17 protein-coding genes are annotated in these 15,348 nt (G+C 44.3%); 12 read left to right on the top strand and 5 right to left on the bottom strand.

Annotation, left to right across the window (positions count from 1 at the left end):
• Positions 1 to 2: 2 nt before the first annotated feature.
• The 7 genes from cydB to IPL34_RS17725 all read left to right on the top strand — a co-directional run bounded on the left by cydB (position 3) and on the right by IPL34_RS17725 (position 4,898).
• A complete protein-coding gene (cydB, locus tag IPL34_RS17755; protein WP_296842833.1) occupies positions 3 to 1,145 on the top strand; it encodes a cytochrome d ubiquinol oxidase subunit II in 1,143 nt (380 codons plus the stop codon).
• A gap of 13 nt (positions 1,146 to 1,158) precedes the next feature.
• Positions 1,159 to 1,260, top strand: a complete 102-nt coding sequence (gene cydX, locus IPL34_RS17750; protein ID WP_296842832.1) for a cytochrome bd-I oxidase subunit CydX — start codon at positions 1,159 to 1,161, stop codon at positions 1,258 to 1,260.
• 114 nt (positions 1,261 to 1,374) lie between these two features.
• Positions 1,375 to 2,109, top strand: a complete 735-nt coding sequence (locus IPL34_RS17745; RefSeq protein WP_296842831.1) for a Crp/Fnr family transcriptional regulator — start codon at positions 1,375 to 1,377, stop codon at positions 2,107 to 2,109.
• Entirely contained in the window at positions 2,099 to 2,812 is a 714-nt protein-coding gene (locus tag IPL34_RS17740) for an arginyltransferase (RefSeq protein WP_296842830.1), read from the top strand. Before IPL34_RS17745 ends, IPL34_RS17740 begins: the two co-directional genes overlap by 11 nt.
• A gap of 192 nt (positions 2,813 to 3,004) precedes the next feature.
• A complete protein-coding gene (locus tag IPL34_RS17735; RefSeq protein WP_296842829.1) occupies positions 3,005 to 3,244 on the top strand; it encodes a hypothetical protein in 240 nt (79 codons plus the stop codon).
• 31 nt (positions 3,245 to 3,275) lie between these two features.
• Positions 3,276 to 3,704: an IS200/IS605 family transposase gene (tnpA, locus tag IPL34_RS17730; protein ID WP_296839491.1), complete on the top strand. Its 429-nt coding sequence runs from the start codon at positions 3,276 to 3,278 to the stop codon at positions 3,702 to 3,704.
• A 66-nt stretch (positions 3,705 to 3,770) separates the two neighbouring features.
• The gene (locus tag IPL34_RS17725; RefSeq protein ID WP_296842828.1) at positions 3,771 to 4,898 is read left to right on the top strand and encodes a hypothetical protein; all 1,128 of its coding nucleotides are present in this window, start codon (positions 3,771 to 3,773) and stop codon (positions 4,896 to 4,898) included.
• Between the two features lie 56 nt (positions 4,899 to 4,954).
• Here the strand turns inward: IPL34_RS17725 and ssb are convergent, their stop codons facing one another.
• On the bottom strand, positions 4,955 to 5,464 hold the full coding sequence (gene ssb / locus IPL34_RS17720; RefSeq protein WP_296842827.1) for a single-stranded DNA-binding protein: 510 nt from the start codon (positions 5,462 to 5,464) through the stop codon (positions 4,955 to 4,957).
• A gap of 30 nt (positions 5,465 to 5,494) precedes the next feature.
• Entirely contained in the window at positions 5,495 to 6,865 is a 1,371-nt protein-coding gene (locus IPL34_RS17715; RefSeq protein ID WP_296842826.1) for an MFS transporter, read from the bottom strand.
• 376 nt (positions 6,866 to 7,241) lie between these two features.
• Here IPL34_RS17715 and IPL34_RS17710 point away from each other — a divergent pair, with 376 nt between their 5' ends.
• Positions 7,242 to 8,774, top strand: a complete 1,533-nt coding sequence (locus tag IPL34_RS17710; protein WP_296842825.1) for an SUMF1/EgtB/PvdO family nonheme iron enzyme — start codon at positions 7,242 to 7,244, stop codon at positions 8,772 to 8,774.
• A 77-nt stretch (positions 8,775 to 8,851) separates the two neighbouring features.
• Here IPL34_RS17710 and IPL34_RS17705 read toward each other — a convergent pair whose 3' ends face one another.
• The 3 genes from IPL34_RS17705 to IPL34_RS17695 form a co-directional block, all read right to left on the bottom strand.
• Entirely contained in the window at positions 8,852 to 9,733 is an 882-nt protein-coding gene (locus tag IPL34_RS17705; RefSeq protein ID WP_296842824.1) for a hypothetical protein, read from the bottom strand.
• Positions 9,734 to 9,805: 72 nt separating this feature from the next.
• Complete coding sequence (locus IPL34_RS17700; RefSeq protein WP_296842823.1) at positions 9,806 to 10,240, bottom strand: (4Fe-4S)-binding protein; 435 nt, start codon at positions 10,238 to 10,240, stop codon at positions 9,806 to 9,808.
• A gap of 223 nt (positions 10,241 to 10,463) precedes the next feature.
• A complete protein-coding gene (locus tag IPL34_RS17695) occupies positions 10,464 to 10,796 on the bottom strand; it encodes a multidrug efflux SMR transporter (RefSeq protein WP_366931104.1) in 333 nt (110 codons plus the stop codon).
• 171 nt (positions 10,797 to 10,967) lie between these two features.
• Between IPL34_RS17695 and IPL34_RS17690 the strand changes: the two genes are divergently transcribed.
• The 4 genes from IPL34_RS17690 (at position 10,968) to xdhC (ending at position 15,318) form a co-directional block, all read left to right on the top strand.
• On the top strand, positions 10,968 to 11,825 hold the full coding sequence (locus IPL34_RS17690; protein WP_296837415.1) for an IS4 family transposase: 858 nt from the start codon (positions 10,968 to 10,970) through the stop codon (positions 11,823 to 11,825).
• Positions 11,822 to 12,106, top strand: coding sequence for a hypothetical protein (locus IPL34_RS17685; RefSeq protein ID WP_296835791.1), 285 nt, complete (start codon positions 11,822 to 11,824; stop codon positions 12,104 to 12,106). The genes IPL34_RS17690 and IPL34_RS17685 overlap by 4 nt, the downstream gene beginning before the upstream one ends.
• 129 nt (positions 12,107 to 12,235) lie before the next feature.
• A complete protein-coding gene (gene xdhB / locus IPL34_RS17680) occupies positions 12,236 to 14,530 on the top strand; it encodes a xanthine dehydrogenase molybdopterin binding subunit (RefSeq protein WP_296842821.1) in 2,295 nt (764 codons plus the stop codon).
• Positions 14,527 to 15,318 carry a xanthine dehydrogenase accessory protein XdhC gene (gene xdhC / locus IPL34_RS17675; protein WP_296842820.1) on the top strand — a complete coding sequence of 264 codons (792 nt, stop codon included), beginning with the start codon at positions 14,527 to 14,529 and terminating at the stop codon, positions 15,316 to 15,318. The genes xdhB and xdhC overlap by 4 nt, the downstream gene beginning before the upstream one ends.
• Positions 15,319 to 15,348: the final 30 nt, after the last annotated feature.

Below are 15,348 nucleotides of genomic sequence, written 5' to 3'. Positions count from 1 at the left end.
CCATGATATTTGATTATGAAACCTTTAAGGTGATTTGGTGGGTACTGGTCGGCGTGCTCTTTATTGGCTTTGCCCTCACGGATGGTTTTGATATGGGAGTGGGAGCACTTCTGCGCTACGTAGGCTATACCGATGATGAGCGCCGTGTAGCGATTAATACCATTGCACCGCATTGGGATGGCAATCAGGTGTGGTTGATTTTAGCGGCGGGGGCGATTTTTGCTGCTTGGCCGATTACCTTTGGTGTGTCGTTTTCGTTCTTTTATTTGGCGATGGTATTAACTCTGTTTGCCTTATTTTTCCGTCCGGTAGGGTTTGATTATCGCTCTAAGATTGAAGATACCCGTTGGCGTAATCTATGGGATTGGGGTTTAGTGATTGCAGGTGTGGTTCCACCCTTTGTGTTTGGGGTCGCGTTTGGTAATTTACTCCTCGGTGTGCCCTTTGAGTTTGATGAGTTTATGCGCTCTAGTAATCATGGCTCGTTCTTTGGCTTATTTCATCCCTTTGCCATTATTGCGGGCTTATTAAGCCTTGCGATGTTTACCCTGCATGGGGCGACTTATTTAATGTTGCGTACCGAAGGCGGTGTGTATGAGCGTTCGCGTTATGCAGCTCAATATTTAGCACTAGCGGTATTTGCTTTATTTGCACTAGCGGGTATTTGGGTATGGTTAGGTATGGATGGTTATGTGATTACTCAAATGCCACCGACTGATGCTTTACCTAATCCGCTAAATAAAACGGTAGCCGTCGGTACTAGCGCTTGGTTGACGAACTATCAAACCTATCCGTGGGCATTATTAGCGCCTGTGGCGGGCTTATTAGGTGCATTAGGGGCGTATTACTTTACCAGTAAGCATTATGTGGTGTTGGCGTTTTTAAACAGTGCGTTGACTTTAATCGGAGTGATTGTGACAGCGGGGATTTCGCTGTTTCCTTTCATTATGCCGTCTAGTTTAAATCCTAGTCATAGTTTAACTATTTGGGATTCGGCTTCGAGTCATTTAACGCTAGCCATTATGTTTTGGTCGGCCATGATTTTTGTGCCCTTGATTATTATCTATACCCTTTGGTGTTACCGTGCACTGTGGGGCAAGATTACAGTAGCCTTTATTCGTAAAAATGATCACTCGGTTTATTAAGGAGGCGATAATTATGTGGTATTTCGCTTGGATATTAGGTGTGTTACTCGCTTGCTCATTTGGCATTATTAATGCTATGTGGTTAGAGTTAAATGGTATTGATGATGATCAATGACATAGGTTAAACCTTTAATACTACTGCCTCTCAGGCGTATGTCGAATTTGCTCCTAGATAGTGTAAGATAAGAAAACTACCTTTTTACTCAGACCACAATAGGAGCAAATTTGCATGTCACAGCAGTCGGGAGGCCATGCTTGCCAATCTTGTCAAATTCGCCATTTGGGTGTCTTAGCTAGACTACCTGCCGAGCACCTAGGGCAGATAGCGCAAACGTTTCATCCGCATGTTATTACTTTTGGTGGTCAAGAAACGCTTTATTACCAAGGGGATAGCGCCCAATATGCCTATACAGTTCGTTCTGGATTTGTAAAGCTTCTTAGTATGTTGCCTGATGGTCGCACTCATATTGTGCGTGTGTTGCACGCGGGCGATTTATTTGGTTTTGAGGGGATTGTTGGAGGTAAATACGCACATACAGCTATGGCTCTGGCTAAAGTAGAGGTGTGTCGCTTTGCGATTAATGAGCTGATTGCTGTCAAACAAGAGTATCCTGAAGTCGATAGCGTGCTCACTCAACGCTGGATTCAAAGTCTAACCAAAGCAGAAGATATGCTGGTCGAGCTAGGCGCTAAAAAAACAGGCGAGCGCTTAGGGGCTTTCTTAGTACGCTGGTGTGAAACCGCACCTAAGGGCATTGAGGGCTGGGTTCCTTTGCCTTTGTCGCGGGTAGAAATCGGTGAACTGCTCGGTATGACGGTGGAAACGGTGAGTCGTGCCCTGTCTGAATGGAAGCGCCAAGGCTTATTCCAAGAACGCGGCGGTTTTATTCGTTTACCCGATGTTGAACGTCTCTGTGCCAACGTGTGTAATGTCAGCGTAAGCGAAGTGTTAAATGTTGGATAGTGCCTTAGAGCTATACATTACAGCAGTACACCCTTGTCCGTATTTGCCTGAACGTCAAGCCATGAATTTATTGGTGAATCCGCATTCGCTAATCAGTAATGCGGAGTATGGGCATTTATTAGATCGAGGGTTTCGCCGCAGTGGAAATGAGGTTTATCGCCCCTGTTGTCGGCATTGTAGTGATTGTATTTCAACACGTATTCCGGTGAATTATTTTCGTCCCGACCGTAGTCAAAAACGCAATTGGAAGCGAAATCAAGATTTAGTCGTACATATTAATACGGAAGGTTTTAAACCAGAGTATGAGCCTTTGTATCGGCGTTATATTGGTCAACGTCATGCAGGGGGGGGGATGGATAATGATAATACCGCTGATTTTGCTAATTTTTTAAAAGCCAATTGGTCCCGCACCGTGATGATCGAGGTGTACGATCCTTTAGGTACACTATTAGCGGTAGCGACGACGGATTGGTTACAGCAAGGCTTATCGCTGGTTTATACCTTTTATGATCCTGAGGTGGCTAAAGAGCGCGGATTAGGAACCTTTTGTATTTTGTGGCAAATTCACTGGGCTAAAGAATTAGGCTTAGATTATGTTTATCCGGGCTATTGGATTGCTGACTCTCCTAAAATGAATTACAAAACGCGTTTTGCTCCAGTAGAGGGTTTAATTGATGGGCGTTGGGTAGTATTGAGGGCTTAATCTGGCTCGCTTAGTAAAATAGTAAAATTTTAATATTGACTTTTTAAATTGGCGATTGTGCTAAAAAATCTATTATTCAGGTTTTTTGTATCTGTAAACTGTCACCATTGATCATTAATTAATGCTGCATTTTAAAAAGAACGGCTTATACTTCAGCAAGAGTTTTTAATTAAGATCTGGTGATTTATGGTCATGTTAAAGCGTTTAGTGGCTCCTGTATTGGCTGCATTATTAGTAGGTTGCGGTGGTGGCGGAGGCGGTGGAGGTAGTAGTGATTCTGGGTCTACGCCTATTACAGTCGATGCTGATGCTGCCTATACGGGTAAACGCACAGAAGCTCAGTTGACTCCTACTAATAGCATGGAGTTTATTAGTCCGTCTTCAAGGTTAAAACCACCGTCTTTAGACGGTCAGATTTATCTGCGATACTAGCTGGATGAAGGTTGGCATGAGGTCGTGAGAGATGGAGTATCGGTATGGAAGCCACACCGTCTACCGGATTGAGTATCACTTTGTATTTGTGACGAAATACCGCTATCCGGTACTGAAAGGGGATGTGGGGTTAAAGATACGGGAGTTGATCCGTCAAACCTGTCAAGCCTTTGAGATAGAAATAGTGAAGGGGGTGGTGAGCAAGGATCATGTGCATTTGTTGTTATCGGTGCCACCGGAGCTAGCACCGAGCGAGATCATGCGCCGAATTAAGGGTCGAAGTGCGGCAAAAATCTTTGAAAGCTACCCGGATTTAAGAAAGCGGTATTGGGGACAGCATTTTTGGGCGCGGGGTTATTTTTGTGCGACTTCAGGGGAATTGAGTGCTGAGATGATTAAGGCGTATTTAGAGCATCACTTTGAACCGAGGTTAGAGGATAACTTTAAGACAGAAGGCTAGACGGGTCTATTCGACCCGTATCCGGACTTTAGTCCTTTTAGCGAACCCTTCAGCTTTAGCTGATGGTTGTTAAGTCGTGCTTTGTACGGTGCTGATTTCAACCAAGTAAGTTTGGCGAGTAATGATCGTCAGGTTGGTATAGCAGATGCCAGTTTTTCTCAGCTAGATTCTGCCATACGCAAAATAGCTTTGAAGAGTGTACAACCCTCTACCGGTTATGTATTAGCTAAAACAGTTAGTGAAGTGCAGCCGTGTGACGGTGGTGGTACTGCTAAGTTGTCTGGCACAGTAGATGATGTTACTTATTTAGGTACGTTAACTGTGAGCTTTGATAAGTGTAGTAGTGCTAACTCAACTCTTTCAGGTACAGCCCAAATGAGGGTTACAGGTTTTAATACCAGCTCTAATCAATTAACAGCATTTGAGCTAGTTTATAATCAGCTTACATTGGTATTTAATGGTGTTAGTTATACAGTATTAGGTAATCAGCTTTACTCTGCGTCAGCCAATAATGAGAAGGTTATCTCTACCATGCTACGCAAAAACTCTATTACCAATAAGCAAAGTTTAATTAAGAACTATACCAACGATGCCAAGATTAGCAGCACATCTGGAGTAAGGTATGAGCATTTGTTATCGGGACAAGTATTTTTAGAGAGTTATGGATATAGCACACTCTCAACTATAGAACCGATAGAATACTATACCTATGAGTATCCTGTTAGGGGGCAAGCAATCTTAAAAGGTTTGTCTAATTCTAAATTACGTTTAACAGGATCTGATTATGGGGTATTGGCGGAATTAGATAGTGATGGGGATAATATCTACGAGCTTTATAAACTGGTGACCTTAGAAAACCTTAATAGTTCAGATGCTTTTACACAAAATAAAGCACCAGAGATACATTTAAGCCATAGTGGTGGTGTAAATGGCGAGGTTTTTGTAGGAGATACCGTCTATTTATACGCTTATAGCACTGATGAGGATGGTGATTCTGTCACTCATAAATGGCTACTAGACAAAAAACCTGTAGGTAGTAAAGCAATTATCCTAAATAGTACGGCTGAATCAGCTAGCATAATAATCGATACAGCGGGATCTTATACTATAGGGCTTATTGCAACAGACTCTAAAGGAAAAAGTGTAAAAAGTAGTTTAACGCTTGAAACTTTTTGCTATCCAGTTTGTGACTAATAGAGAGGAAAAAAGCCCATAACATGATGGGCTTTTTTATTAAAAGTATGTGTTTTTTAGAATGGTATGTCGTCGTCAAAATCTTCAAAATTATTGCGTCCACTAGCAGGTGGATAATCTGAAGCAGGTTGTGAATTGTTATTATTAGAGAAGTTATTATTGCGTGGAGCGGGAGCAGGGTTGGGAGTATAGCCCCCTTGGTTCATGGGAGCACGTTCACCGTCATTGGGGCGACCGCCTAGCATTTGCATATCACTAGCAATAATTTCGGTAGTATAGCGCTCTTGACCGTCCTGTCCTTGCCATTTGCGCGTTCTTAAGCTGCCTTCGACATAAATCATCTGACCTTTGCGTACATACATGCCCACAATTTCAGCTAACTTGCCATAGAACACAATACGATGCCATTCCGTACTTTCTTTCTTTTCGCCAGTGGCCTTGTCACGCCATTGCTCATTGGTCGCTAAACTCAAATTGGCAATCGCATCACCACTCGGCATAGATTTGTTCTCGGGGTCTCTACCTACCGTACCTACTAAAATAACCTTATTAACGCCTCGAGCCATTGTACTAATCCTTAACTAAGTAACGGTTTATTATACCATAGAACCTGAACGCGGATGGGTAAATACCTCTAAACCCTGCTCATCTAGGTGTTCATCGACCTTTAAATAAGCACGTCCCGTGTTGCTATCAATATAAATCTCCCGCACGCCCTGTACCTGACCAAGGGCTTGTTCGAGGGCTTCTTTTTTTTGCTTTAAATAGCTAGGGTCAAGACGAATAATTCGACTGGTATAAAACTTAATCGCAGGTAATCCCCATGCCAGCACGAGCCAAATGCCTGCTACCAGCGCGTTACCTATGAAAATACCTTGAATACCAAAATGATGTTTAATATAGCCACCCAATGCGCCCCCAGCAAAAATACCCAACACTTGAGCCATACTATACAGGCTCATCGCGGTACCTTTTAGATTCACTTTAGAGTATTTAGCCACAAGAGAGGGTTGGCTGGCTTCCAGAAAATTAAAACCAATAAAAAACACTAAAAAGCCGAGTAAAAACCCTATCAAAGTGTGCGTACTCAAACCCATGACCAATTCAGCTATAACTAATAGCGCTATAGCACTAATCAAAATAGTACGCATCTTGCGGTATTTTTCAGCGGCAATAATCATCGGTACTGATAGCACAAAAGCGCCTAGAAAAATGGGTAGATAGACTTTCCAATGTTCGGTTTTATCTAAGCCTAAAGAGTCCGTGAGCAAGGTAGGGACTACTAAAAAGCTTGCCGTCATAATCATGTGTAGCGTAAATACTCCGGCATTGAGGCGCATCATAATAGGGTCTTGTAGGATCTTGCCTAAATAACCGCGTAATACTCCGGTATCAGGATGAGCGAGTACTTGATCAGGGGTGGGAATAAGCGTCATGATTAATAAAATGCCTATTACTGCCAGTGCTGCGGTAAACCAAAATACCCCCGCCATACCATAATATTGGCTAATCAAAGGCCCTAATACCATGCCGCCTGCGAAAGACATAGCGATAGTAATCCCAATCACCGACATCACGCGGGTACGGTTTTGCTCTTGAGTGAGATCAGCAGCCAAGGCTAAGGTCACCGCTGAAATAGCGCCCATACCCTGTAAAGCACGCCCCACAATCACCCATTCAATAGTAGTGGAGAGTGCAGCCACGACACTACCCAAGGCAAAACAGACTAAGCCACCAATAATCACAGGTTTGCGACCTATACGATCAGAGAGTATGCCTAAAGGGATTTGTAATAGCGCTTGAGTTAGACCATAGATACCTATCGCTAATCCAACTAAAAAATCAGTGCTATGGGGGTAATAAGACGCATAGAGGCTGAATACAGGTAGGATCATAAATAATCCTAACATCCGCGCTGCATAAATCATTGCCAACGAGCCAGCTACGCGCCATTCCAATGCTGTCATAGTCACCATCCGCATAAATCTGAGGGGGCGATTTTAACGGTTTGGGTGGGTACTGAACAATAATATCTTTGGTGGGTGAGTGAGAGCTAAGTTAAGGAAACGATTTGGGTTAGAGTCTCAAGTACCCACTAGGAGTACTTGAGGTTAGCCACAAGAGCTAAAAGCGTTATTAGAGTCCAGTTATAGCTTATGAAAGTATAATATGCAAAACCTAGTCGCATAAAGGTTTTACCAGCGGTCATTTTAGTGAGAAGAATTGTTGGAAAGGGGGGGGGATGGCGCCGAAATCTTCTTTCATTAGTACTTATTAATCCAGAAAAGATGTATAAACTATCAACCCTGCTAGTTATCCATAAGCTGCTGCGAAGGCGTTGGTATGTCGAGTGAAGAAAAGGTACGTCGAGCCGATATTTTTATTAGTTATAGCCATGCGGATGATGCGTGGAAAACTGAAATCCAAAAGCATTTGAGTGTATTGCAAGTGCAGGGTGGTTTTTCTATTTGGGATGATCGGCAAATTAAGGTCGGGGATGATTGGTTGCCCGCCATTGAGGCGGCGATTAATCAGGCGCGAGTAGCCATTTTATTAGTGAGTGCGGATTTTTTGACTTCTAATTTTATTGCGCGACAAGAAATTCCTAAATTTTTAGAGCGCCGGAAGCATGATGGTTTGAAGGTCGTTCCGGTGGTGATCCGACCTTGTGCTTGGACGCGGGTGCGGTGGTTGGCGAGTTTGCAGGGGGCGACGGTGGATAATCAGCCCTTAGCTCGGTATACGATTGGTTCGCATGACTGTGATGAAGCGCTGACGCGGATTGTGGAAAAGGTAGATGATTTATTGCAGGAGGTAATCAAGCGTGAGCAGGAAAGTACTTTAATTCTAGCAGTTCAGCAGCCAGTGATTCATGCGTCTATACAAACACCAGTTATTGTAAAGCAACCTCTAAAAGCTAAAGTATCAAAACCTTCAAAATCAACAATCACACATCAATTAAATTTAGATGAATCAGTGCGTTTAGTGGATTCAATAACTACTGTTAAAAGCTCAGAACAACGCTTAATCGAGTGTTGGAAGCGTCGCGCTAATTTTGATTTGCCGTTTGAGCCTGTGGTGTTTCCTTATAAACATGAGCCGGATTGGGGTGAGGATCAGTATGGTCTATGGCAGGCTTTGGATGTGAAGGGGATTCGCCATGTATTTCGCTGGATACCCGCAGGTACTTTTATGATGGGATCACCAGAGGATGAAAAAGGTCGTTATAAGAACGAAGATTATCATCAAGTAACTTTGACCAAAGGTTTGTGGTTGGGAGAAACACCTATTACTCAAGCACAATATCAAAGTCTCATGGGCAACAATCCTAGTGCACATAAACAACATATTCACGCTCCGGTAGAAAAAGTTTCTTTCAGAAATATTCAATTGTTCATCAGACAATTTAATGATTATTGTAAATCTATAACAGTACGTCTTCCTTGGGAGGCAGAATGGGAACGTGCTTGTCGTGCTAATACGCAAACAGCTTTTTATTTCGAGGGTGAGTTAACTTTGGAAAAAGCTAATTATAGAGGAACTTGGAATGATTGGAGATCAAGTGGTGGGGGGGCAGTACCTCATACAACTCCAGTTAAGTCTTACAAACCTAACAGCTGGGGGCTATATGATATGATTGGCAATGTTTGGGAGGCTTGTGCTGATTTGTATAATGATTATTTAGGAATAAACTCTGTTATCGACCCTAAGTATCTGCTTACCTCCAATAAAGCTAATAAAAACCCTCATTATGTAGTAAAAGGTGGACCTTATTGGGAGGTAGGACGCGGCTTACGTAGTGCCAAGCGATGGCATCACTCATCGGGCGGGTATGGCTCACAGGGAATAGGTTTTAGGTTAGCAATTGGTGAATGACTTCAGAGCTGAGCAGTTTCTAGAAAGTTAGTAAGTCAACTAACTTTCTATTGCAGAATAGGGTTTATTAAAGATGATTAATTCAAGCGCTCACGCTGTAACTGCTCAATATCTTCTAACGACAAACCAGCAATTTCAGCAATCTGCGGTAGATCTAGAGAGCCTAGCTCTAACAAACGCAATGCCACCTGTCGCGCTTTACGTTGTTCCCCCAATAAAGTACCGCGTTCTAAACCTCGTTCCAGACCACGTTCAATACCTTGCTCTATCCCCTGTATTAAACCATCCTGCAAACCCCAATTATAAGAGGCGAATTTTTTAACATTAACTTGTGTCAGCATTTGTTTAGCCTCATCGAGTTGAGGTTGAAGATCACGATTATCCGCTAGCGTTTCTAGCATCTCAAAATAATTCCGAAAACGGCTTTCATCATCGCCCGTCAGCGCTTTAAGGCGGCCGACAATATAATTCACCACATCTTGCACCGGACGCTGCTTGAAGTCACACAAAATCGCTAATACCAGCGCATCCGGCGTATCTCGTGCCAATAGTAAACTGCAATCAACGGTGTGCATATCCAACACGGAATAACGATAGGTAAATTGCGGTTGTACAATTTCGGTTGGCATGCCAAAGGGTTTTTTACCGATATAGACTAAATGCTGGTGAATCGGTTCTTGCGGATATTGCAGATGAATATCCGAAAAATAGCGCAACATGCGCCCCGCCATATTTGCTTGATTACTGTTTTGAATTTCGACATGCAGAATAAAGGACTCTTGGCTGGCGCGTTTTTGCATCCTTGCCACCAAATCTGCACGGCGTAACTCGACTCGTTGTTGCTCAGTATCTAATAACTCTACAGAGTTAATATCCACATCTAAGTTGAGTAACAAATTAGCAATATCACCCGCCAAATGGCTGAGTGCTTGTTTGCTAACAATATCCTTATGTGCCATACACCTACCTCGGTCTAAGATAGGTGTCAGTTTAACAGTTATGTCAGTGCTACTCTATGCATAGCCTAGTGGTTATCCTACGAACCCCGCCTTGGCATGTGACCCATCGCAGTACGGTTTATTATTCGATGCACCACAGCGACATAGGGCACAACGTTGTTCTTTCAAGGTTTCAGTGCCATCCGCTAGCTTGACCGTAATCGTACCTTGCACAATCAAAGGACCATTGGGCATCACTTGTACAGTTGTTGCACTATTCACAGGGGCAGTAACAGTATTCATAGCAGCATCTCCTAGTTGATAAGATAAAGCACCGGACGGGCAAGCCTCCACTTGAGCTTTAATAGCAGCGGTATCTGCACCCGTAATATTCACCCACGGGCGTTGTTGAGGATTAAACACATCCGGCAATCCGTGAAAGCATTTTTGTGAGTGAATACATTTATCAGGTTGCCAGATGACAGTCATTTCACCATTGGAATAGCGTTTTACAATAGGGTGGGTCATCACAAGCTCCTAGTGGTTGAAGGCAAAAATTAATGGCTCTAAGCCTCCCAGCATAACCCAAATGGGACAATACCCTCTAATTTTAAGCATTTAATCAGTAGTCATTCAAAAGTTATCGAGTATTCCTTCCGCAGGCGCTGTAAATATATCCCTGTACGCTTCAAGGCGGCATCCTTGCCGCCAAGACTGCTCCAGAAATACGCGATTACTTTTAGCTGGATACTTAGGTATTTAACGTTTTAGAAAATAGTTTCATTACCACGACACCGGCAATAATCAAACCCATACCTATTAAAGCAGGCAAGTCCAATTTTTCGTTATATAAGAAAACTCCCACCGTGCTAATCAATACAATGCCCAAACCTGACCAAATCGCATAAGTCACCCCTAAAGGAATAGTGCGCATAGCTAAGGTCATAAAATAAAACGCTAACATATAGCCTACTACCATCAGTACGGTAGGTAGCGGTTTGGTAAACTCTTCAGTAGCCTTAAGGGAGCTAGTGGCAATAACTTCTGCCACAATCGCTAGTGCTAAATAAAAATAAGACATGATCTCTCTATCTTAGAGTGTAATGCTGACTATAGTAGTGAATTAACGCTTAAACGAATATAGCTCTGTACACGACAAAACCACTAACTTATTGATTTAGCATGTTTGTCATGGAGATGGTGAAAGTCCACCGCTCCTATGTTTTACTCTCTAGTTACCACACAGGAGAGCAAAATGGATCTGAGCGATGGACTACGTGACAGTTTAAAAGCCCACTTGAGTTGGGGCAAGCCCCGTTTGGATTGTTTTGTGGGAATGCTGCATACTTTGCTGAGTGCGCGACAAATGAATTTGGCGTTGTTGGCGGTACACATAGATTCTGACACCGACATTGGTTCCCGCTATCGACGGATGCAACGCTTTTTTAGCCAAGTGTTCTTTAATTACAATGACATTGCCCATTTTCTTATGGGAATGTTCGCCTTTAGTGGTCAACAATACTACCTCACACTCGACAGAACCAACTGGAAATGGGGCAAATCCAACCTCAATCTCCTGACTTTGGCGGTTGTTTACCAAGGTGCGGCTATCCCCGTTTACTGGATGGTGTTGAACAAACGCGGTAATTCTAACCAACGTGAACGTATTGCCCTGCTGCAACGATTTATCAGCCAATTCGGGCGCAACAACATCTTGGGTGTGTTGGCTGACCGTGAGTTTATTGGTGGTCAATGGTGGAAGTGGTTGTCTTCCAAAGAGATTCCCTACTTGATTCGTATCAAGGGTAATCAGTTGATGACCGACAAACACAAAAAAGAGGCGCATGTCCGCTCGCTGTTTGCCAACCTCAAGCCGGGTAAACGGCGCGTTCTCCGTCACCGTCGCGACGTTAGCGGGGAATGGGTTTGGCTCAGTGGCTCAAAGCTGCCCAGTGGTGAGTTGTTGATTATCGCCAGCAACCACTACACGGCTGATCCCATTGGCACTTATCGGCTACGTTGGGAAATTGAAAACCTGTTCCAATGCTTGAAAGGGCGTGGTTTTCACATGGAAGCCACTCACTTCACCAAACCCCTCGCATCAAAAAGATGATGGCGTTGCTTGCCATTGGCTTCTGTTGGGCGCACAAAGTCGGCGAATGGAAGGAAAAAGCCGTCAAGCCTTTGAAGACGAAAAAACATGGACGCAAAGAGCAAAGTGTCTTCCGTTACGGCTTGGACTACTTGACCGATTTATTGAATGGAAGGGTACGGGAAAAAGTGGATAGGCTTAGGCTGCTGCTTCTGTTCCTTTGTCCACCACAATTCATGGCGATCGAGGATGGACGGATGAAACTCAGGCGATTTTCTTTTGAAAAAGATTCAATGAGTTAAGCGAATTGTCGTGTACAGAGCGAATATAGGCTAAGCCGTGTTTTATTAAGGTGTCACACAATACTTGCTTTGCGCATTTAACCCTGTCTAAACTGGATCAGGTCGCCAACTTTTGAGGGGTACTTCATTATGAATCAAGGTCATGCTGGACAAGCCGTTCCCCATGATAGTGCAAGACGCCATGTGAGTGGTGCAGCGCTTTATGTAGATGATATTCCCTTACCCTTAAATACCTTACATGCGATGGTAGGTGGTAGTACCTGTGCGGCAGGTCAGATTACAGCGCTTGATTTAAGTGCAGTCAAAGCGAGTACTGGAGTAAAAGCAGTACTCACCTTGGACGATGTACCGGGGCATAAAGATATTGGTCCGGTATTTCCGGGTGACCCCTTACTCTCTACGGGTGAAATATTGTTTTATGGTCAACCGATTTTTGTCGTAGCAGCCGATACCTATCAACATGCGCGTATTGCAGCGCGTAAAGCTAAGATTGAATATGCCCCCCAAACGCCCTTACTCGATGTGAAACAAGCGCTTAGCAAGCAATGCTTTGTGCGTCCTACGCATAGCTTTGGGCAAGGTGATGCAGAAATAGCTATCCAAGCTGCACCGATTCAACTTAGTGGTGAGCAATACATTGGTGGGCAAGAGCATTTTTATTTAGAAGGGCAGGTATCTTTAGCTTTACCGACCGAAGATGGAGTGATGGTTTACTCCTCCACCCAGCACCCCTCAGAACTGCAAAAGTTAGTAGCTGAAGTGCTCCATTTACCGATTCATGCCGTGACCGTCGAAATGCGCCGTATGGGGGGCGGTTTTGGCGGTAAAGAAACGCAAGCGGCACAGTGGGCGTGTTTAGCGGCTTTATTAGCGATAAAAACTAAGCAAGCCGTCAAGTTACGCCTACCGCGTGCTGATGATATGAGCTTAACAGGTAAGCGCCACCCGTTTTGGAATCAGTACAATATTGGTTGCGATAACGAGGGCAAAATTTTAGGTGCGACTATTCAAGTGGTGGGTGAGTGCGGTTATTCGCCTGATTTGTCCGATGCTATCGTCGACCGTGCTATGTTCCATTCGGACAATGCTTATCACCTACCTAATGCCCATATTGTAGGGCAGCGCTGTTTTACCAATACCGTATCGCATACCGCCTTTCGTGGCTTTGGTGGTCCCCAAGGCATGATGATTATTGAGCAGGCGATGGATGATATAGCGCGGCGGGTGGGTAAAGATCCGCTTGAGGTGCGTAAACTTAATCTGTATCAAGAGCAACAAACCACACCCTACGGGCAAACCATCGAATACTTTGTATTGTCCACGATTATTGAGCAATTAGAGCACAGTAGTGAGTATTGGAGGTGTAGAGCAGAAGTCAAAGCATTTAATCAAACCAGTTCCTATCTCAAAAAAGGCTTGAGCCTGACTCCGGTAAAATTTGGTATTTCCTTTACGGTGCAACATCTCAATCAAGCGGGCGCTTTAATCCATATTTATACCGATGGCAGTATTCATCTCAATCATGGTGGGACTGAAATGGGGCAGGGCTTGAATACTAAAGTGGCGCAAGTGGTAGCGACTGAGTTTGGGGTGGATTTAGATCGGGTGCTAATTACGGCTACCCGTACTGATAAAGTACCTAATACTTCACCCACTGCGGCTTCGAGTGGTGCGGATTTAAACGGCAAAGCGGCACAAAACGCCGCACAGATGTTAAAAGCACGCATGGCTGAGTGCATTGCGACAGAGTTTAATGTACCTGTGGAGAGCGTTGAATTTGCTAATAATCAGGTGCGTTATTTAGGGGGCAGTTTGAGTTTTGCACAGGCGGCGAATTTAGCTTATATGCGTCGAGTCTCGCTTTCGACTACCGGATACTATAAAACCCCGATGATTCATTATGACCGCAAAAGTGGCAAAGGGCATCCATTCTTTTATTATGCGATGGGAGCGGCGGTATCCGAGGTGCAGATTGATACCTTAACAGGTGAATATAAAGTGCTGCGTGTGGACATATTGCACGACGTAGGCGCTAGCCTCAATCCAGCTTTGGATAAGGGACAAATCGAGGGAGCTTTGATTCAAGGTATGGGGTGGCTCACGACTGAAGAGTTAATGTGGAATCAGGAGGGTAGGTTGCTCTCTAATAGTCCAGCTACTTATAAAATTCCCGCGATTTCTGATACTCCGCCGATTTTTAATGTCGCTATTCTCAAAGATCATCCTAATAGTGTACCCACGATTTATCACTCGAAAGCAGTCGGTGAACCGCCTTTTATGTTAGCGATTTCGGTGTGGTCAGCGTTGCGGGATGCGATTAGTAGTTTAAGCGAGTATAAAATCAGCCCGAAATTAGATACACCTGCTACACCTGAGCGAGTATTGCGTGCAGTGATAGAAACCCGCGCTGCATTAAAGGCATGATGAGTACACAACATTGGACTCAAGTAGTAGCGGACTTGCATCAAGCCAATCAGCCCTATGTGTTAATCACGGTTCTACAAGTGCGGGGTTCTGCCCCACGCCATGCAGGTACGAAAATGGTAGTCAGCCATGAGCGTACTTGGGGCAGTATTGGTGGAGGAAATTTAGAGTTTCAAGCGATTCAACAAGCACGGCAGTTACTCCAAGAACCATATAATCAGCAACGTCTACAAGAGCTATTGTTGAGTACTGATTTACAACAATGTTGCGGGGGCGCGGTTACGGTATTGTTGGAGTCGTTTGTGGAGTGTGAGCAAACCGTTTGGCTGTTTGGGGCGGGGCATGTGGCACAAGCCTTAGTCACGATTTTGATGCAGTTACCCGTGCGGGTGCATTGGGTGGATAGTCGTGCTGAACTATTCCCTCCAGAGCTTCCTAGTAGGCTAATGCTGCATTATGAGACAGGTGTCAAGCTACTGGAGCAGATACAAGCTCAGCATGATGTCATCGTGCTCACTCACGATCATCAATTAGATTTTGATTTAGTGCACGCTCTTCTCTCCCAAGGGACGGGGCGTTTCGTGGGACTCATTGGCTCAGAAACCAAAGCACGACGTTTTCGCCAACGTTTGGCTCAAGCAGGTTTGGAGTCACACTTAATTGAACGTTTAGTCTGTCCGGTGGGCTTAAAAGCCGTGACGGGGAAGCGTCCGATGGAAGTGGCGGTATCGATTGCGGGGCAATTGATTGCACTATGGCAGCAAGCTCAACCCTCCAAGCAAGCATAACAGTTTAGCCAAAAAGCATCGATACAGTTG

Source organism: Thiofilum sp. (genome assembly GCF_016711335.1).
Classification (GTDB): domain Bacteria; phylum Pseudomonadota; class Gammaproteobacteria; order Thiotrichales; family Thiotrichaceae; genus Thiofilum.
Note: the sequence above shows the minus strand (reverse complement) of the source record. Positions and strands in the feature narration are given on the sequence as shown.

Bases quoted from the DNA above. Each gene is read 5' to 3' on its own strand.
- IPL34_RS17715 (WP_296842826.1), bottom strand. From the start codon at position 6,865: ATGACAGCATTGGAATGGCGCGTAGCTGGCTCGTTGGCAATGATTTAT.
- IPL34_RS17740 (WP_296842830.1), top strand. From the start codon at position 2,099: ATGTTGGATAGTGCCTTAGAGCTATACATTACAGCAGTACACCCTTGT.
- IPL34_RS17745 (WP_296842831.1), top strand. From the start codon at position 1,375: ATGTCACAGCAGTCGGGAGGCCATGCTTGCCAATCTTGTCAAATTCGC.
- cydX (WP_296842832.1), top strand. From the start codon at position 1,159: ATGTGGTATTTCGCTTGGATATTAGGTGTGTTACTCGCTTGCTCATTT.
- IPL34_RS17690 (WP_296837415.1), top strand. From the start codon at position 10,968: ATGGATCTGAGCGATGGACTACGTGACAGTTTAAAAGCCCACTTGAGT.
- ssb (WP_296842827.1), bottom strand. From the start codon at position 5,464: ATGGCTCGAGGCGTTAATAAGGTTATTTTAGTAGGTACGGTAGGTAGA.
- xdhB (WP_296842821.1), top strand. From the start codon at position 12,236: ATGAATCAAGGTCATGCTGGACAAGCCGTTCCCCATGATAGTGCAAGA.
- cydB (WP_296842833.1), top strand. From the start codon at position 3: ATGATATTTGATTATGAAACCTTTAAGGTGATTTGGTGGGTACTGGTC.
- xdhC (WP_296842820.1), top strand. From the start codon at position 14,527: ATGATGAGTACACAACATTGGACTCAAGTAGTAGCGGACTTGCATCAA.
- IPL34_RS17700 (WP_296842823.1), bottom strand. From the start codon at position 10,240: ATGACCCACCCTATTGTAAAACGCTATTCCAATGGTGAAATGACTGTC.
- IPL34_RS17735 (WP_296842829.1), top strand. From the start codon at position 3,005: ATGTTAAAGCGTTTAGTGGCTCCTGTATTGGCTGCATTATTAGTAGGT.
- IPL34_RS17710 (WP_296842825.1), top strand. From the start codon at position 7,242: ATGTCGAGTGAAGAAAAGGTACGTCGAGCCGATATTTTTATTAGTTAT.
- tnpA (WP_296839491.1), top strand. From the start codon at position 3,276: ATGGAGTATCGGTATGGAAGCCACACCGTCTACCGGATTGAGTATCAC.
- IPL34_RS17705 (WP_296842824.1), bottom strand. From the start codon at position 9,733: ATGGCACATAAGGATATTGTTAGCAAACAAGCACTCAGCCATTTGGCG.
- IPL34_RS17685 (WP_296835791.1), top strand. From the start codon at position 11,822: ATGATGGCGTTGCTTGCCATTGGCTTCTGTTGGGCGCACAAAGTCGGC.